Origin of the sequence: Streptosporangium sp. NBC_01639 (genome assembly GCF_045209755.1) — a bacterium.
In the GTDB taxonomy this organism is placed as follows: domain Bacteria; phylum Actinomycetota; class Actinomycetes; order Streptosporangiales; family Streptosporangiaceae; genus Streptosporangium.
Genome location: NZ_CP109272.1, coordinates 567,151 through 582,928, shown reverse-complemented (window position 1 = coordinate 582,928; position 15,778 = coordinate 567,151). Strand labels below are relative to the sequence as shown.

General features: G+C 70.0%; 11 protein-coding genes and 1 tRNA gene. 7 read left to right on the top strand and 5 right to left on the bottom strand.

Annotated elements, in window-relative coordinates:
- Window positions 1–91 precede the first annotated feature (91 nt).
- From fdh to OHA77_RS02685, 4 genes are all read left to right on the top strand, one after another.
- Complete coding sequence (gene fdh / locus OHA77_RS02700; protein WP_406315888.1) at window positions 92–3,283, top strand: formate dehydrogenase; 3,192 nt, start codon at window positions 92–94, stop codon at window positions 3,281–3,283.
- Window positions 3,276–4,079, top strand: a complete 804-nt coding sequence (locus OHA77_RS02695) for a 4Fe-4S dicluster domain-containing protein (RefSeq protein ID WP_406315887.1) — start codon at window positions 3,276–3,278, stop codon at window positions 4,077–4,079. Before fdh ends, OHA77_RS02695 begins: the two co-directional genes overlap by 8 nt.
- 178 nt (window positions 4,080–4,257) lie before the next feature.
- Window positions 4,258–5,340 carry an NrfD/PsrC family molybdoenzyme membrane anchor subunit gene (nrfD, locus tag OHA77_RS02690; RefSeq protein ID WP_406315886.1) on the top strand — a complete coding sequence of 361 codons (1,083 nt, stop codon included), beginning with the start codon at window positions 4,258–4,260 and terminating at the stop codon, window positions 5,338–5,340.
- A gap of 61 nt (window positions 5,341–5,401) precedes the next feature.
- A tRNA-Sec gene (locus OHA77_RS02685) sits at window positions 5,402–5,495 on the top strand.
- 20 nt (window positions 5,496–5,515) lie between these two features.
- On the opposite strand, the gene OHA77_RS02680 is transcribed toward OHA77_RS02685, so the two are convergent.
- The 3 genes from OHA77_RS02680 to OHA77_RS02670 all read right to left on the bottom strand — a co-directional run bounded on the left by OHA77_RS02680 (window position 5,516) and on the right by OHA77_RS02670 (window position 9,188).
- Window positions 5,516–7,009, bottom strand: coding sequence for an arabinofuranosidase catalytic domain-containing protein (locus tag OHA77_RS02680; protein WP_326822253.1), 1,494 nt, complete (start codon window positions 7,007–7,009; stop codon window positions 5,516–5,518).
- Window positions 7,010–7,915: 906 nt separating this feature from the next.
- Window positions 7,916–8,503 (bottom strand): hypothetical protein, encoded by a 588-nt coding sequence (locus OHA77_RS02675; protein WP_406315884.1) that lies wholly within the window; start codon window positions 8,501–8,503, stop codon window positions 7,916–7,918.
- 22 nt (window positions 8,504–8,525) lie between these two features.
- On the bottom strand, window positions 8,526–9,188 hold the full coding sequence (locus OHA77_RS02670; protein ID WP_406315882.1) for a hypothetical protein: 663 nt from the start codon (window positions 9,186–9,188) through the stop codon (window positions 8,526–8,528).
- Window positions 9,189–9,406: 218 nt separating this feature from the next.
- On the opposite strand from OHA77_RS02670, the gene OHA77_RS02665 reads away from it, so the two are divergent.
- Window positions 9,407–10,414: a helix-turn-helix domain-containing protein gene (locus OHA77_RS02665; protein WP_406315881.1), complete on the top strand. Its 1,008-nt coding sequence runs from the start codon at window positions 9,407–9,409 to the stop codon at window positions 10,412–10,414.
- A 148-nt stretch (window positions 10,415–10,562) separates the two neighbouring features.
- Here the strand turns inward: OHA77_RS02665 and OHA77_RS02660 are convergent, their stop codons facing one another.
- Window positions 10,563–11,102, bottom strand: a complete 540-nt coding sequence (locus tag OHA77_RS02660; RefSeq protein WP_326822258.1) for a DinB family protein — start codon at window positions 11,100–11,102, stop codon at window positions 10,563–10,565.
- 117 nt (window positions 11,103–11,219) lie between these two features.
- Window positions 11,220–12,185 carry a zinc-binding dehydrogenase gene (locus OHA77_RS02655; RefSeq protein WP_406315879.1) on the bottom strand — a complete coding sequence of 322 codons (966 nt, stop codon included), beginning with the start codon at window positions 12,183–12,185 and terminating at the stop codon, window positions 11,220–11,222.
- A 295-nt stretch (window positions 12,186–12,480) separates the two neighbouring features.
- On the opposite strand from OHA77_RS02655, the gene selA reads away from it, so the two are divergent.
- Together selA and OHA77_RS02645 are read left to right on the top strand one after the other, a co-directional pair.
- Entirely contained in the window at window positions 12,481–13,770 is a 1,290-nt protein-coding gene (gene selA, locus OHA77_RS02650; RefSeq protein ID WP_406315878.1) for an L-seryl-tRNA(Sec) selenium transferase, read from the top strand.
- Complete coding sequence (locus tag OHA77_RS02645) at window positions 13,770–15,689, top strand: SelB C-terminal domain-containing protein (RefSeq protein WP_406315876.1); 1,920 nt, start codon at window positions 13,770–13,772, stop codon at window positions 15,687–15,689. The genes selA and OHA77_RS02645 overlap by 1 nt, the downstream gene beginning before the upstream one ends.
- The last annotated feature ends 89 nt before the right edge of the window (window positions 15,690–15,778 follow it).

Sequence of the window (15,778 nt, the reverse complement as noted above, 5' to 3'; positions counted from 1 at the left end):
GGGCGCCGAGGTCGGGTCCGGCCGGAAACCCGCCGATGTTTTGTCCTGAACGAGGTGATTATCACAGCCGGATCCGGGCAGGACCCGCAGCATGGCACTCGGAGGCCGGATCTTCCGCTGGCCGGTGATCCGGCAGCTCAGGGGAGAGGACGGCAGGAGCGACGCCGCGCGGTCGGCGCGGACCGACGCGCTGCGGCCGCGCACCGAGGAGGCGGACACGGTCGCCAGGTCGATCTGTCCCTACTGCGCGGTCGGCTGCGGCCAGCTCGTCTACGTCAAGGACGGCGAGGTCACCCAAATTGAAGGCGACCCCGACTCGCCGATCTCGCGCGGCCGCCTCTGTCCCAAGGGATCGGCGAGCAAGCAGCTCGTCACCCACCCCAACCGGCAGACGCAGGTGCTCTACCGGCGCCCCCACGGCACCGAGTGGGAGCCGCTGGACCTCGAGACCGCGATGGACATGATCGCCGACCGGGTGGTGCGCACCCGGCGGGAGAGCTGGCAGCAGGAGGTCGAGGGCGAGGTCGTCCGGCGCACCATGGGCATCGCCAGCCTGGGCGGGGCGACGCTGGACAACGAAGAGAACTACCTGATGAAGAAGCTCTACACCGCCCTCGGTGCGATCCAGGTGGAGAACCAGGCCCGTATTTGACACTCCGCCACCGTCCCCGGTCTGGGGACCAGCTTCGGCCGTGGCGGCGCGACGGACCACCAGCAGGACCTGTCGGAGTCCGACTGCATCGTCATCCAGGGCTCCAACATGGCCGAATGCCATCCGGTGGGTTTCCAGTGGGTCATGGAGGCCAAGGCGCGGGGCGCGAAGGTCTTCCACATCGACCCGCGTTTCACCCGGACCAGCGCGGTCGCCGACCGGTATCTGCCGATCCGGGCCGGGACCGACATCGTGCTGACCGGGGCGCTCATCAACCACGTGCTCACGAACGAGCTCGACTTCCGTGAGTACGTCCTGGCCTACACCAACGCCTCGACGATCGTCTCGGAGGAGTTCAGGGACACCGAGGACCTGGACGGGCTGTTCTCCGGTTTCGACCAGGAGACACGCCGGTACGACCCGTCGAGCTGGGCCTACGAGAGCGCCTCCGAGGAGGCCGCGGCGGGGCGGCGTAGCGAGCAGCTGGAGGGCGGGCGCCGGCATGCCGAGGCGGCGGGCGCCGAGCAGTACGGCTCGGGCGGCGCCGGGATGCTCGCCGAGCCGCTCACCGACCCGACGCTGACCCATCCGCGCTGCGTCTACCAGATCCTCAGACGGCACTTCGCCCGCTACACCCCCGAGATGGTGGCCGAGCTGTGCGGTCTTCCGCGGGAGGACTTCGCCGCGCTCGCCGAGGCGGTCACGGCGAACTCCGGCCGGGAGCGCACCACCGCCTGGGTGTACTCGGTCGGCTGGACCCAGCACTCCGTGGGCGCGCAGTACATCCGCGCGGCCTCGATCCTGCAGCTGCTGCTCGGCAACATGGGCCGCCCCGGCGGCGGCATCCTGGCGTTGCGCGGCCATGCCAGCATCCAGGGCTCCACCGACATCCCCACGCTGTTCAACCTCCTGCCGGGCTATCTGCCGATGCCGCACGCCCATCGGCACGAGGGCCTGGACGGCTATCTGAGCCACGCGGGACCCGACACCGGTTTCTGGGGGAGAAAACGCTCCTACCTCGTGAGCCTGCTCAAGGCGTGGTGGGGCGACGCGGCCACCGAGGAGAACGACTTCTGCTTCGACTACCTGCCGCGCATCACCGGCGATCACGGTCACTACACGACCGTGATGGGGCAGATCGACGGCACCGTGAAGGGCTATTTCGTGGTGGGGGAGAACCCCGCGGTCGGCTCCTCCGGCGGCAAGGCCCAGCGCCTCGGGCTGGCCAACCTCGACTGGCTGGTGGTGCGCGACCTGAGGGTGGTGGAGACGGCCACGTTCTGGAAGGACGGCCCGGAGCTGGAGACCGGGGAGATGCGCACCGAGGACATCGCCACCGAGGTGTTCTTCCTGCCCGCGGCCAGTCACGTGGAGAAGGAGGGCACCTTCACCAACACCCAGCGGCTGCTGCAGTGGCGCCAGAAGGCGCTCGACCCGCGGGGCGACTGCCGTAGCGACCTGTGGTTCTACCACCACCTCGGCAGGCGGATCAGGCAGCGGCTGTCCGACGACGAGATCGACCGTCCGGTCCGCGAGCTGACCTGGGACTACCCGGAGGAGGGGGAGCACCGGGAGCCCTCGGCACAGGCCGTACTGCGCGAGATCAACGGCACCGGCCCCGACGGGCGGGCGCTGTCCGCCTACACCGAGCTCAAGCCCGACGGCTCCACCCGGTGCGGCTGCTGGATCTACTGCGGCGTCTACGCCGACGAGGTGAACCAGGCGGCGCGGCGCAGGCCCGGCGCCGAGCAGGACCTGACCGCGCTCGAATGGGGCTGGGCCTGGCCGGCGAACCGGCGCATCCTCTACAACCGGGCCTCGGCCGACCCCGAGGGCCGCCCGTGGAGCGAGCGCAAGGCCTATGTCTGGTGGGACGAGGAAAAGGGCGAGTGGACCGGGCACGACGTGCCGGACTTCGAGAGGAACAAGCCGCCGGGCTACGTGCCCCCCGAGGGCGCCACCGCCGAGGCGGCGATCGCCGGGACCGACGCGTTCATCATGCAGGCCGACGGGAAGGGCTGGCTGTTCGCCCCGGCGGGCCTGGTCGACGGGCCGCTGCCGGCCCACTACGAGCCGCACGAGTCACCGACGCCCAACGCACTGTACGGCCAGCGGGCCAACCCGGCCCGTCGGATCTACCGGCGTCCCGAGACGCCCTACAACCCGCCGCAGTCGCCGCTCTTCCCGTACGTTCTCACGACCTACCGGCTCACCGAGCACCATACGGCTGGAGGCATGAGCCGGCCGCTGCCCTATCTCTCCGAGCTGCAACCCGAGCTGTTCTGCGAGGTGTCGCCCCGCCTCGCCGCCGAGCTCGGCCTGGTCAACGGGGGCTGGGCGACGATCGTGACGGCCCGCACCGCCATCGAGGCCCGCGTCCTGGTGACCGGGCGGATCCGCTCACTGCGCATCGAGGGACGGCGGCTCGAACAGGTCGGCCTGCCGTACCACTGGGCCTGGGGCAGCGGGGGCCTCTCGACCGGCGACGTCGTCAACGACCTGACGCCCATCGTGCTCGATCCCAACGTCTACATCCAGGAGAGCAAGGCCATGACCTGTGACGTGCGACCCGGCAGGCGTCCCCGGGGGAGGGCCCTGCTCGACCTGATGGAGGAGTACCGCCATGGCTGAGCGGATGGGGTTCTTCACCGACACGAGCGTCTGCATCGGGTGCAAGGCGTGTGAGGTCGCCTGCAAGGAGTGGAACGACATCCCCGACGACGGTTTCGTCTTCCGGGCCACCTCCTACGACAACACTGGAAGCCTGGGCGCGAGCACCTGGCGCCACGTGGCCTTCATCGAGCAGCCGGGCCGGGCGCCGGCCGCCCCGCGCCAGGGCGACGGCGACGGCGGGCCCGAGGACATCGAGGGCTGGCTGATGTCCTCGGACGTGTGCAAACACTGCACACACGCCGCATGCCTGGACGTCTGTCCGACCGGGGCGCTGTTTCGCACCGAGTTCGACACCGTGGTGGTCCAGGCGGACGTCTGCAACGGCTGCGGGTACTGCGTGCCCGCCTGTCCCTACGGGGTGATCGAGCGCAGGGAGCGCGACGGCAGGGCGTTCAAGTGCACGATGTGCTACGACCGGCAGCTCGGCGGGCTGGAACCGGCCTGCGCCAAGGCCTGTCCGACCGACTCCATCCAGTTCGGGCCCCTGGACGAGCTGCACGCCCGCGCCGGGGAACGGCTGGAGCGGCTGCACTCCGAGGGCAGGCAGGAGGCACGGCTGTACGGTGCGAGCCCCGACGACGGCGTGGGCGGCGCCGGCGCGTTCTTCCTGCTGCTGGCCGACCCCGAGGTGTACGGCCTGCCACCCGATCCGGTGGTCACCACCCGTGACCTGCCCGCGATGTGGCGATGGGCCGGCGGGGCGGCACTCTCCCTCGTCGGCGCCGTCGCCGTGTCCTTCCTGAGGAACCGGTGATGCCCGGCGGGGCTCTCGGGACTCCCAGGGTTCTCGGGATTTTTAGGACTTTCGAGACTTTCGAGGTTCTCAAGGCTCCCCGGGCTGCTAGGACTTCCCGGATTTTCGGGGTTTCCGGGGTTCCCGGGAAGACGGTGGCAGACTGGTCGGAGGCCCACACGTCCCACCGGAGGCGGCGGTGAAGCAGGAGCAGGCGATGGTTCCCGAGGCCGAGTTCCGTTCCTACTACGGACAGCCGGTGATCAAGGCCCCGGTCTGGCACGAGCCCCACATGCCGGTCTACCTCTACCTGGGCGGCCTGTCCGGAGCTGCATCGGTGATGGGAGCCATGGCCGGCCTCACCGGGTACGACCGGCTCGCGCTCACCGCGAGGGTCACCGCGGCTCTCGGGGCGGCCGCCGGCGCCGGCTTCCTGGTCGCCGAACTCGGCCGGCCCGAACGGTTCCTCAACATGTTGCGCATCTTCAAACCCAGCTCGCCGATGAGCATGGGCTCCTGGACCCTGGCCGCACACAGCACGCTGACGGCGGCCGCCGCCGCGTCCGCGCTCCTCGCCCCCCGGCCAGGCTCCGGAAAGGCCGCTTACCGGTCAAGCCCCGGAAAGGCCGCTTACCGGTCCGGTCCCGGCAGCACCGCGGCCGTGTCCTTTGCACTCGCCGCCTTCCGGGCTGCCCTGCCTCCCGCGCTCGCCACCGTCCTGCGTCCGGCGGGTGACGCCGCGATTCTGGTCGCCGGGCTGACCACCGGCCCGGTGATGGCCACCTACACCGCGGTCCTGCTCGCCGACACCGCCGTGCCGGCCTGGCACGACGCCCACCGGGAACTGCCGTTCGTGTTCGCCGGAAGCGCGCTGGCCAGTGCGGGGGCGGCGGGCATGCTGGCCACGCCCCGCGCGCAGGCGGGTCCGGCCCGAGCCGTGGCCGCGCTGGGGGCCGTCGCGGAGACGGTCGCCGGCATCGTCATGGAACGCCGGCTCGGGCTGGTCGGCGAGCCGTACCGTCAGGGCAGAGGGGGCCGGCTGATGCGTACGGCCCGTGCCCTGACGGTGAGCGGCGGCCTGCTCACTACGGTCGCCGGTCGCAGCCGAGCCCTCACCGCGCTGTCCGGCCTCGCCCTCACCGCGGGCTCGCTCTACCTCCGCTTCGGCGCACTGGAGGCGGGCAAGGCCTCGGCCGCCGACCCGAAATACACCGTGGTGCCCCAGCGTCGGCGCCTCGAAGCAGCGGAGCCCGCCTCGGTCCCGCCGCCGTCACCGAGCTGACCGCCAGGGCATCCTCTCCGGGATGCCCTGGCTTTACCCGCTCGCTGGTAGGTTCTCGCGCGGAGGCGTGTGGGCGCCTGGTGGCCCCCGCGGTCTTCAAAACCGACGAGGCCGAGGTTCTCGGCCTGGCGGGTTCGATTCCCGTCCGCCTCCGCTGTCCCTGTGACCAGATGCCCTATGGTGCGATCGACCAGAGCTGGCAGGTGTTGTTGAGCCACATCCACAGCCGGGCCGGCGTGCCGTTCGCCGTGCCGCAGTTCTCGTCGTCGAGCACCATGCCGCTGTTCTCGACCACGAGCTCATAGCGGCCGTTGCCCGCGGGGATGACCGCCCACTGCTGGCACGTGTTGCCGAGCGACTCCCACAGGTTGACGGCCGTGCCAAGGGCCAGTCCGCAGTTGACCGCGTCGAGCACCTTGCCGGCGTTGACGTTGGTGATCGTCCACTTGTTCGCACCGACGCTGTTGAAGCGCCACTGCTGGCACGTGTTGCCGAGCGCCTGCCACTGGTCGATCTGCGTGCCGTTGGCCGTGCCGCAGTTGACGGCGTCGAGCACCTTGCCGCTTGTGAGGTTCGTGAGCCGGTAGGTGGCTCCGTTCACGGGGAAGGTGACGCTCTTGCTGTAGCCGACGGAGACGACGTTGGCCTGCACCGCGTTCTCCGTGGCGTCGCTCGGATAGCCACTGGTCATGACGCCTTCGAAGAACGATCCGACAGAGCCGTTGCTGTTGTCGCCGCCGATGCCGAGGATGATCGCGCCTTGCTTGGTCATCGGGCGGTAGCCCGCCTGGGTCGGCAGCGCTCCGTTGTACCGCGTCGCCAGGCTGCCGGATTGCGCGTTGCCGTCCTTGATGGCGTATGTCGAGGTGCCGTTGTTCTTCAGCATCGCCGTCACGAACGCGGAGCTGCGGCCGGTGTTCGCGGTCCAGGAGCCGTTGCCGCCGGCGAACAACCCGTTCTCGAGGTCCGCCGCGACGCGCGGCCCGCCCGCGCACGGTGAGAACCAGCACAGCGTGCCGAAGTAGATCGCGTCCATGTCGCCGTTACCGGTGTCCATGTTGTTGGTCTCGGCGTTGCCGTAGTCGAAGCAGCACCGGTCGTTGACATGAGTGCCCTCGGTCACCATGTACATGCCCTCAGGCTGGCTGCCGGTGGCGACGCCGTTCGTCGCGTTGTTGCGGTAGCCGTTCCCCGCGGAGATGTAGACGCCGTAGACCCTGTGGCCACCTGCTGTCACGGGCAGAGCCGCCGCGTTCGCGCCTTGGTCGGCTGTGGGATTGGCGCCGCCGCCGGGAGCGATCGTGAGGTCGTTGTGGCGCGACGTCTGGTCGTAGATGCGAACGATCGTGCAGTACGTGCCCGAGCAGAAGGAGTCCTGGGTCGCGGCGTTCGCGTAACCGCCGGCGCTGAGCACGCCGATGTTGGTCGTCGCGCCGTCGGACCAGCGCCGCACCTGGTAGAGCGCCCCGTTGTAGGAGCCGAAGAGCGCACGGGTGGTGCTGTGAGCGGCGACGCATGGCGTGCCGCCGCTCGCGTAGATGTCGCAGGATAACGTGCCGGCCGCCTGTGCCGTGCCTGGCACGGCAACCAGCGCGGTGACGACGAGCGCCGCGAAGGAGGCGACGGTGAGGGCCGTTCGCCGCCGGCGGTGCAGAGACCAGAAACCCATAGTGTGCCTTTCGTGTACGGCGGGGCAGCGCAGTGCCCGGCGGTGACCATCGGGAGAGGACGCTATGTTAGCGCTAACATTTACATCAAATAAGTTGTGTTGTTAACGCTAACTTAGATGTGTGCAAATGCGTTTCGGTTATTAACTGGCAATTGCGCGATTCCTTGATGTGGCACCGCCGGCATGGCTCTGCACGTGGCGGCGTGCGCCACGGGTCAATCGCCGGCGAATGCTCTGCTAATAACATGCAGGTTTCCGCTGTGTTTCGCCCAAAGTGTTATCAATGACGCGGCGACTGTCAATACCCGGCGAAGATCGGCTTCTATTCCGTGGTGCGGATGGTGGGGCGTTCACCGTGCGCGCTACCGGTGTTTCGGGCTGATGGTTTGCCGGTGTTCTCACTGGGGCGGGTGCTCGGGGGTTTCGCCGTGCGCGCTGCGGTATGCGGGGTTTTCGCTGTGTGGGGCGGGTGTTCGGGGGTTTCGCCGTGCGCGCTGCGGTGGGTGGGTGTTCCGGCCGGCCGTCGCAGTTGCCGTCTCGTTTTTCAGGCCTCCGGCCTGACGGGTGCGGTGGTTACGGTTTTTTATAAGCCGGCCGGAACACCCACCCACCTCCGCGCCAGGCTGTCTCGCCGTACGGCGTGCGGACCGCAGTTTCTTACTTTCGGATCGCCCATGGATCTCGCGGACGCTGAAGCGATCTGTGCGAGGTCGTTCAGGGCCGGTCGCCGTAGCTGACGCGTTCCTCTCCGACCAGTGCAGGGCCGACCGCCGTAGGGAGAAGAGGGAGATGCGGGCTCGCCGATTGGTGATCGTCTATTGAGAAGTGATGTGCCCCGGCTTTCGTGGAGTCGCTGGTGTATCCCGTTGATCCGCAGCGTAGGCCAGAGACCGTACGGTGTCTGCGTCAGCCTGCTCTGCTCTCGTCGGGCTTGTCTCCCTCACAGGCGGTGCGCTCGATTTGGGCGAGTGGGATGTAGTAGTTGCCGATGTTCCGCGACTTCTCGTCGACGAGTTTCGCGAACTCCGCCAAGTCGGGGTTGTCTGCTTCTTTGGCCCTGTCGATGAGTTGGTGCCACTCTTCGGCATGAGCACCGTAGGTGGCGGCGTCGGTATCGGCGACTTGCATGCGAAGAGGCCGAGCCTTACCGCAGATGTCTGAGGAACTGACGGACTGGCTCCCACAGGCGCTGAGGCTAAGGACGAAGACGATGGTGCCGGCGCCGATCAGGGTGCGTACGGGGGGAAACATGGACTGCCTTCCTTCAGGTAGCACACAACGCCTGCTGCGACGACCGGCGACTGTGCCGGAATCCGCGAAGCGGAGCTTTGATGTGCCACCGATGTCGATGAGTTCGTGATGAAGCGCTGTAGCAGGCTGGTTCATGTACAGTTCCGGATTAAGGACAGTCCGCTCCGCACCGACCTGCCGCTCTGCGAGCGGCTCGCCGGGGACCAGACGGATGGCTGCCGGGACCGTCGTCGCCTGCGTCAACAAAGACGATGCGGCGCCTTCCCTAGTACGTCGCATACGTAATGGTGATCGTCCCGGACGGGCTTCGCTGTGTTTCCACAGCGAAGTAGAGCCCTTCCTCCCCGTCTCCGTCGGTGCTCTGTCTGATGACACAGAACTGTTTACCGACGAGGAGTTCGACTCCGAGGTCGGCGCGGTCTGCGCCAACCGATCCGCCCTGGCCGGCCGCCTCACAAGCGTTCAGATCCGCAGGCTGGCGGTGAACCTCATTCGGGCTGCTGAACATATTGGACGCCAGGGCTATCCGGTTGACCACACAGCTGGCGACGTAGTACTCGATCCATCTGTTCGCGGGCGTCGAAGGGGAGGATTTGTCAGCGCTGAATGGATTGCGTCCATTGGTGCCCTCTGGGGCGAGAACGTCACGGGTAGTCACCTTGCCCGCGTCGAGGTCGAGAGTCGTCTGAGTAAAGGACGTGGGAGCGTAGTTGCTGCCGTTGCAGATTGGCGCGGGCAAGGTCACCGTCTTCAATGGTGACGGCGTGCGCGCAGGCGAGGTGGTGGGCGAGTCAGTTGAGGAGGCAGGGGTTTCGGCCACCTTCGACGCACCAGGTTGTGCGCCGGCCGAGCCGCCGCTGCCGCAAGCGGTCGCCACGGCTACGGCAAGCATGAGGACGAGAAATGTCTTGGCTGTCTGGTTTCTCATCCGTTGCGCTTTCTCGGCGCGAACTCAAAGGGCCGCAGCTCTGGACCTGGGCTACGCAGCCGCGGTCCCCACCGATGCTGGTCGTCGAACACCGCAACAGCCCCCATGCTTTCTGGTAGTAGTTGATCGCCACAAATTGTAGGAAGACAACCCAAGATGGTCATTGATCGTCAGTGCACAGTGATTGCGCTCAGCGCCAACCCGGGAGCGAAACCAACGTGATCGAGTTGAGCAGCGCGGATGTCCCGGCCGCTGACCGTTTCGCGTGGTGGTGTGCGGTTACCGAGCGAGAACTGGTGCCCACGGTGCTCAGTTGCAGCCAAACCGACGATTTCCAGGTTTCGCTGACGATCCTGCAGCTCGGCCATGTCACGATGACGGCACCGCGCTTCAACCTGCTTGATGACATGCGATCGAGGCGCACCAGCAAGCTGATCCGTCACTCGGATCCGGAGCAGTGGTGGCTGACTCTGGTCCGTGCCGGATCGATGTGGCTCGAGCAGGACCGCAACCATGCCCAGCTGAGCGCCGGTGACCTGGTGTTGCATAGCACCTCTCGGCCTTTCCGGTGCGCGATCAGACACCACAACGGCAAGCCGGCCGGCACGATCGCACTCCAGTTGCCCAGGAAAGCAGTGAAGCTGTCTGACCGGCTGCTGGGTGGCCACGTGGCGCGGACGTTGCCGTCCGCGCACGGCGTAGCAGCGTTGCTCGCCCGGTTCATGGAAAGCATCCTGCAGCAGCGCACGGCACTGGGCGAGGCGGAGAACGGCCGACTCGGCACCGTTGTCAGTGATCTGGCCACTATGTTTCTCGCCGAAATGGCCGACGCCGCGCATGTCGTGCCGGCCGGCACCCGGCAGCAGGCTCTGGCACAGCAGATCAAAGGTTTCGTACGGCTCAACCTCGCCCGACGTGACTTATCGCCGTCGACGATCGCCACCGCGCACCACATCTCGGTGCGCTACCTGCACCACCTCTTTCAGTACGAAGGGCAGAGCATCGGCCAGTACATCCGCCACCAGCGGCTGGAGCGCTGCCGCGCGGATCTGACCGACCCGCTCCTGAGCAATCAGAGCGTCGCGCAGATCGCAGCACGTTGCGGCTTTGCGGACGCCGCCTCGTTCAACCGCGCGTTCAAGACCGCCTACAGCGTGCCGCCCGGCGACTACCGGACCTCCCGGTTGCGAGATCGGGTGGACGACCGGAGAGCACTCCAGGACTGATACGCACAGAGCCCAGGTCACGGCACGAACAGGTCGATGGCCACGCCGGTCAGTCTGAACGCGTGGCTTACGCTCAGTGGGCTCGCCGCGGAGGCCTCCCAGCCGGAAGACGCTCCAGGCGGCCATGGGCAGGAGAGAGCCGGCCCGGTTACTCCCCGGTGAGCCCGTCCACCGACTCCCGGAGGAGGTCGGCGTGGCCGTTGTGTCGTGCGTACTCCTCGATCATGTGGCTCAGGATCCATCGCAGGCTCGGTGCCCGGCCGTCGGGCCAGGTGCGCCGGGCAGGCCGCTCCAGGCCGCCGTCGGCCAGCGCCTCCGCGACCAGGGAACGGGAGCGGGCCACGGCATCCTGCCAGAGCGCATGGAGCTGCTCGGGGGAGTCCTCGGCGGCCGAGTGCCATTCCCAGTCGGGGTCGGACTTCCAGTCCACCGCGTCCCATGGTGGCTGCCGGTCTCGCCCGTGCAGCCACCGGGAGAACCAGTCCTCCTCGACGTAGGCCAGGTGCTTGAGCAATCCGCCCAGGGTCATCGATGAGGCGCCGACGGTCGCCCTCAGGCCGGCCGCGTCCAGTCCCGCGCACTTCCACACCAGGGTCGCGCGCTGGAACTCCAGGAAGCCCAGTAGGGTGCCGGTCTCGTCGGCCGCGAGGGGAGGTTCCGGACGGCCCTGCTCATCCAGGTCGGTCATGGCGGAGAAGTCTAGGCCCTGCAGAGGCCGCGACCCCGGCCGCCGAAGGTGGAGACCGTCGCGCGGCTCCGGCCTCCGCCCGGTCCTGAAGAGGTCGCGATCCTCCAGGAGCGCAGGTCAGATCGTCAGGAGGGTCTTACCCAGGACGCTGCGGGACTCCATCGCCGCATGGGCTTCGGCGGCGTGCTCCAGCGGGAAGGTCCGCCCGATGACCGGCCGGAGCCGGCCCTGCTCCGCCAACACCAGCGCATGCTCGATCCGTTGCCGTCCGCCCGTGCTCATGCCCATGAGCTGTTCGAGCCCGATCACGGTCACGTCCCGGCGTTCGGCGTCCTGCGGGGTGATCACGGTGGCCTGGCCGCTGGAGGCTCCATGCACGGAGAAGCGTCCCCCTCGCGCGGTCACCTGGAAGGCCTCCCAGCCGATCTGCCCGCCGACCCCGTCGAAGACCACGTCGGGTCCTGCGCCTCCGGTCGCCTCCCGCACGTGTTCCGTCCAGCCGGTCTCCGAGTAGTCGACCACGGCCTCGGCGCCCAGGTCCCGCGCCAGGTCCAGTTTGCCCGGACCTCTGGCGGCGCCGACGACCCGCGCGCCGGCGGCGCGGGCCAGCTGCACCAGCAGGCTGCCCAGACCGCCGCCGGCCGCTTCGACCAGTACCCACTCCCCGGCGCGGATCCCGGCGTTCTCGACCAGGCCCACCGCCGTGCTGCCGTCGTGCAGGAGCGCCGCCGCCTCGGGCAGCCCCAGCCCCTGGGGAACCGCGATGAGATTCGCGGCCGCGGCCACGGCCAGTTCCGCGTTGCCGCCGGTGGTATCGGTGACGACGCGTCGGCCCTCCCAGAGAGGGTCGACGCCCTCGCCGACCGAGACCACCCGCCCGGCCACGCCGCCCCCCGGGATGTACGGCGGCTCGGGCAGCGGCGGCCCCGGGGTGATCCCGCGCCGGAGCTGCGTCTCGACAAAGTTGATCTCGGCGACCTCGACACCGACGAGCACCTGCCCCGGTCCGGCGACGGGATCCGGCGCCTCTCCGGCCACCAGCACGTCGGGATCGCCGAACCGTGTCACCCGCACCACTCGCATGTAGTTCACTCCTCTGACCTGGACTCGGTAAACGCGCGAGCCAAGCCTGGTACCTCAACTTGGGTTGAGGTCAACTCGGGACCTGTCCGGGCACGTGACCCGGCAGGGAAGGCGGGCGGCCCTGGACGGCTCCGGAGGCGGGCCGCGAGCCGTGCCCGCGCGTCTGGACGGTCCCCGGCGGGCTGCGCCGGGTCGTCGCCGAAGGCCGAGGACGGTCGCGGTCTCGGAGTGGCTCCGGCGTGTTCCCGGCCCGGCGGGTTCGATTCCTGTCCTCCTCCGTTCTATTTTCGTGTTCATGGACCCACGGAGGCGTGTTCCGCGCACCGACCTGGTGCTCGCCGATCCACGGCTGACCGCGACGGCCGAGCGTCTGGGGCGGTCGATCGTCAAGGACGCCGTGGCGCAGGCCCAGGAGCGCGTACGGCAGGGCGAGATCGGGCCCGAGGAGGTCGCGGACGCGGCGGTGGCGGCGCTTCCGCCGTACGCCACGAGCATGCGGCCGGTGATCAACATGACCGGGGTGCTGCTGCACACCAACCTCGGCCGCGCGTCCCTGTCTCCGGCGGCGATCGCCGCCACAGCGGCCGTCGCGGGTTCGGCGGACGTGGAGTTCGACCTGGCCACCGGGGCCCGTGCCGGGCGCGGACGGGGTGCGCTGGAGGCCCTCGCGCGGGCCGTGCCCGCTGCCGAAGACGTGCATGTGGTCAACAACAACGCCGCCGCGCTCGTGCTGGTGGCCACCGCGCTCGCCGCCGGACGGGAGATCGTGATCAGCCGGGGCGAGCTGGTGGAGATCGGGGACGGGTTCCGCATCCCCGAACTGCTGGTCTCCACCGGCGCGAGGCTGCGCGAGGTGGGCACCACCAACCGCACCTCCTACACGGACTACGCGGCGGCTGTGGGACCGGAGACCGGGTTCGTGCTCAAGGTGCACCCGTCGAACTTCCGGGTCGAGGGCTTCACCGGCTCGGTCGAGGTCGCGGCGCTCGCGGGCCTGGGCGTGCCGGTCGTGGCCGACATCGGTTCCGGCCTGCTCGGACACGAGCCGCTGCTGCCTGAGGAGCCCGACGCGGCGGGCGTGCTCGGAGCAGGGGCCGACCTGGTCACCGCCAGCGGCGACAAGCTGCTCGGCGGCCCGCAGGCGGGCCTGCTGCTCGGCCGGCGTGACCTGGTCGAACGGTGCAGGCGCCATCCGCTCGCCCGTGCCCTGCGGGTGGACAAGCTGACCCTGGCCGCGCTGGAGGCCACGTTGCGCGGGCCCGCCACTCCCCTTCACGAGGCGCTGCACGCCGATCCCGCGATACTGGGTGAGCGCGCCGGGATGCTCGCCGGCAAGCTGGCCGGGGCCGGAATCGACGCGAGAGCCGTACCGGCCGAGGCGACCGTGGGCGGCGGGGGAGCGCCCGGCGTGACGCTGCCCAGTGCGGCGGTGAGCCTGCCCGAGCGGTTCACCGTGCCGCTGCGGACCGGCGCGACCCCGGTCGTCGGCCGGGTGGAGGATGGCCGGCTCCTGCTCGACCTGCGGACCCTCCCCGCGGACCGGGACGACGACGTGATGCGGGCGATCCTGGAGGCGGACGGCTGATGCACGTCGTCGCGACGGCGGGCCACGTCGACCACGGCAAGTCCACCCTGGTCAGGGCGCTCACCGGGATGGAGCCCGACCGGTTGGCCGAGGAGCGGCGGCGGGGGCTGACGATCGAGCTCGGATACGCCTGGACGACGCTGCCCTCGGGTGAGCGGCTGGCCTTCGTCGACGTGCCCGGACACGAGCGGTTCCTCGGCACGATGCTGGCGGGGGTGGGCTCCGCGCCCGCCGTCATGTTCGTGGTGGCGGCGGACGAGGGCTGGATGCCGCAGTCGGAGGAGCACCTGGTCGCGCTGGAGGCTCTCGGCGTACGGCACGTCCTGCTCGTGGTGACCCGGGCCGACCTGGCCGACCCCGCGCCGGCGATCGGGCGGGCACGGGCCAGGATGGCCGCGATCGGCCTGGGCGAGATCGAGGCGCCGGCGGTGAGCGGCCGCACGGGACAGGGGCTCGACGAACTGCGGGAGGCGTTGGACCGGCTGGTGGCCGCGCTGCCCGTGCCCGACCCGGCGGCGCCGGTGCGGCTCTGGGTCGACCGGGCGTTCAGCGTGCGGGGCAGCGGCACGGTGGTGACCGGGACCCTGCCCGAGGGGACGATCGCGGTCGGAGACGAGCTGGCGCTCCCCGGCGGGCCGGTCCGGGTCCGGGGGCTGGAGAGCATGAAGGAACCCAGGGCCTCCGTGACCGGTGTGGCGCGGGTGGCGGTCAACCTGCGCGGTCCGGGCGTCCCCGAACGGGGTCAGGCGCTGGTCACACCGGGGGCGTGGACCTGCACCGACCTGGTCGACGTGCGGCTCTCCCCGGTCGGAGCCGTCGGAACGGCCGGACCCGTCGACGAGGCCGGAGTCGTCGGAACGGCCGGACCCGTCGACGAGGCCGGAGTCGCCGGGGCGGCCGGACCCGTCGACGAGGCCGCAGATGACGCGCCGGGAGGGGAGAGGTCCGCGCGGGCGCGGGTGCCGGGAGAACGGGGCGAAGGGGACCTGCCGCGCGGGCTGACGGCGCACATCGGGTCGGCGGCGGTGGTGTGCGAGATGCGGCCCCTCGGCGGGCGGATCGCCCGGCTCCGCCTGGCCAGAGCGCTCCCGCTGCACGTGGGCGACGTACTGCTGCTCCGCGATCCCGGCCGGGACCGCGCCGAGGTGCGGGTGCTCGCCGGGGCGACCGTACTCGACCTGTGCCCTCCGGAGCTGCGCCGCCGGGGTGCGGCTCGGGAACGCGCGACCCGGCTCGCGCGGGCCCGGCCGGACGCGGCCTCGCTGCTCCGCACGCACCCCCTGCTCCGTGCCGGTGACCTGCTGGCCATGGGGTGTGCCCCGGAGGTAGAGCCGGTGTGCGGTGACTGGCATGCCGATCCGGCCTACTGGTCGGAACTGGGGGAGCGCCTGCCCCAGGTGGTGCGGCGGTATGCCGCAGCGCACCCGCTGGAGCCGGGCATGCCGGTGGAGGCGGCCCGGCACGAGCTCGGCCTGCCCGACCGGCGGCTGGTCACGGCGCTCGTACGGCGCCCGCTCACCGTCGCCGACGGCCGCCTCGTGAGCGGGCCCGCAGGCCTGCCCGAGCAGGTGGCACGGGCGCTCGGACGGCTCGGCGCGGAGCTGTCCGCCCATCCCTTCCGGGCGCCGGAGGCCGGGCGGCTCGCCGAACTGGGGCTGGGGCCCCGGGAGTTGGCGGCGGCCGTACGGGCGGGGGCCCTGCTCCGGGTGGCCGAGGGGATCGTGCTGCTGCCCGGCGCGGACGTCCGGGCGGCGGCGTCGCTCACCCGGTTGCCGCAGCCGTTCACGGTCAGTCAGGCCCGGCAGGCCCTGGACACCAGCCGCAGGGTCGCGGTGCCGCTGCTGGAACACCTCGATCGCAGGGGGCTCACCGAGCGGGTCGACGAGGTCCACCGCCGGTGCCGTACGCCGTCGCCCTGAGGTTCGCCCGCCGGGTCGCGTGGGGCTGACCGGTTACTGGACTGATTGGCGGGTACGTACTTTGACCTGGGGAAAAGCCGTCGCGCTGG

Coding starts and splice junctions, on each gene's coding strand:
- selA (WP_406315878.1), top strand. CDS start 12,481: ATGGACCCACGGAGGCGTGTTCCGCGCACCGACCTGGTGCTCGCCGAT.
- OHA77_RS02655 (WP_406315879.1), bottom strand. CDS start 12,185: ATGCGAGTGGTGCGGGTGACACGGTTCGGCGATCCCGACGTGCTGGTG.
- OHA77_RS02670 (WP_406315882.1), bottom strand. CDS start 9,188: ATGAGAAACCAGACAGCCAAGACATTTCTCGTCCTCATGCTTGCCGTA.
- OHA77_RS02645 (WP_406315876.1), top strand. CDS start 13,770: ATGCACGTCGTCGCGACGGCGGGCCACGTCGACCACGGCAAGTCCACC.
- OHA77_RS02695 (WP_406315887.1), top strand. CDS start 3,276: ATGGCTGAGCGGATGGGGTTCTTCACCGACACGAGCGTCTGCATCGGG.
- OHA77_RS02660 (WP_326822258.1), bottom strand. CDS start 11,102: ATGACCGACCTGGATGAGCAGGGCCGTCCGGAACCTCCCCTCGCGGCC.
- OHA77_RS02680 (WP_326822253.1), bottom strand. CDS start 7,009: ATGGGTTTCTGGTCTCTGCACCGCCGGCGGCGAACGGCCCTCACCGTC.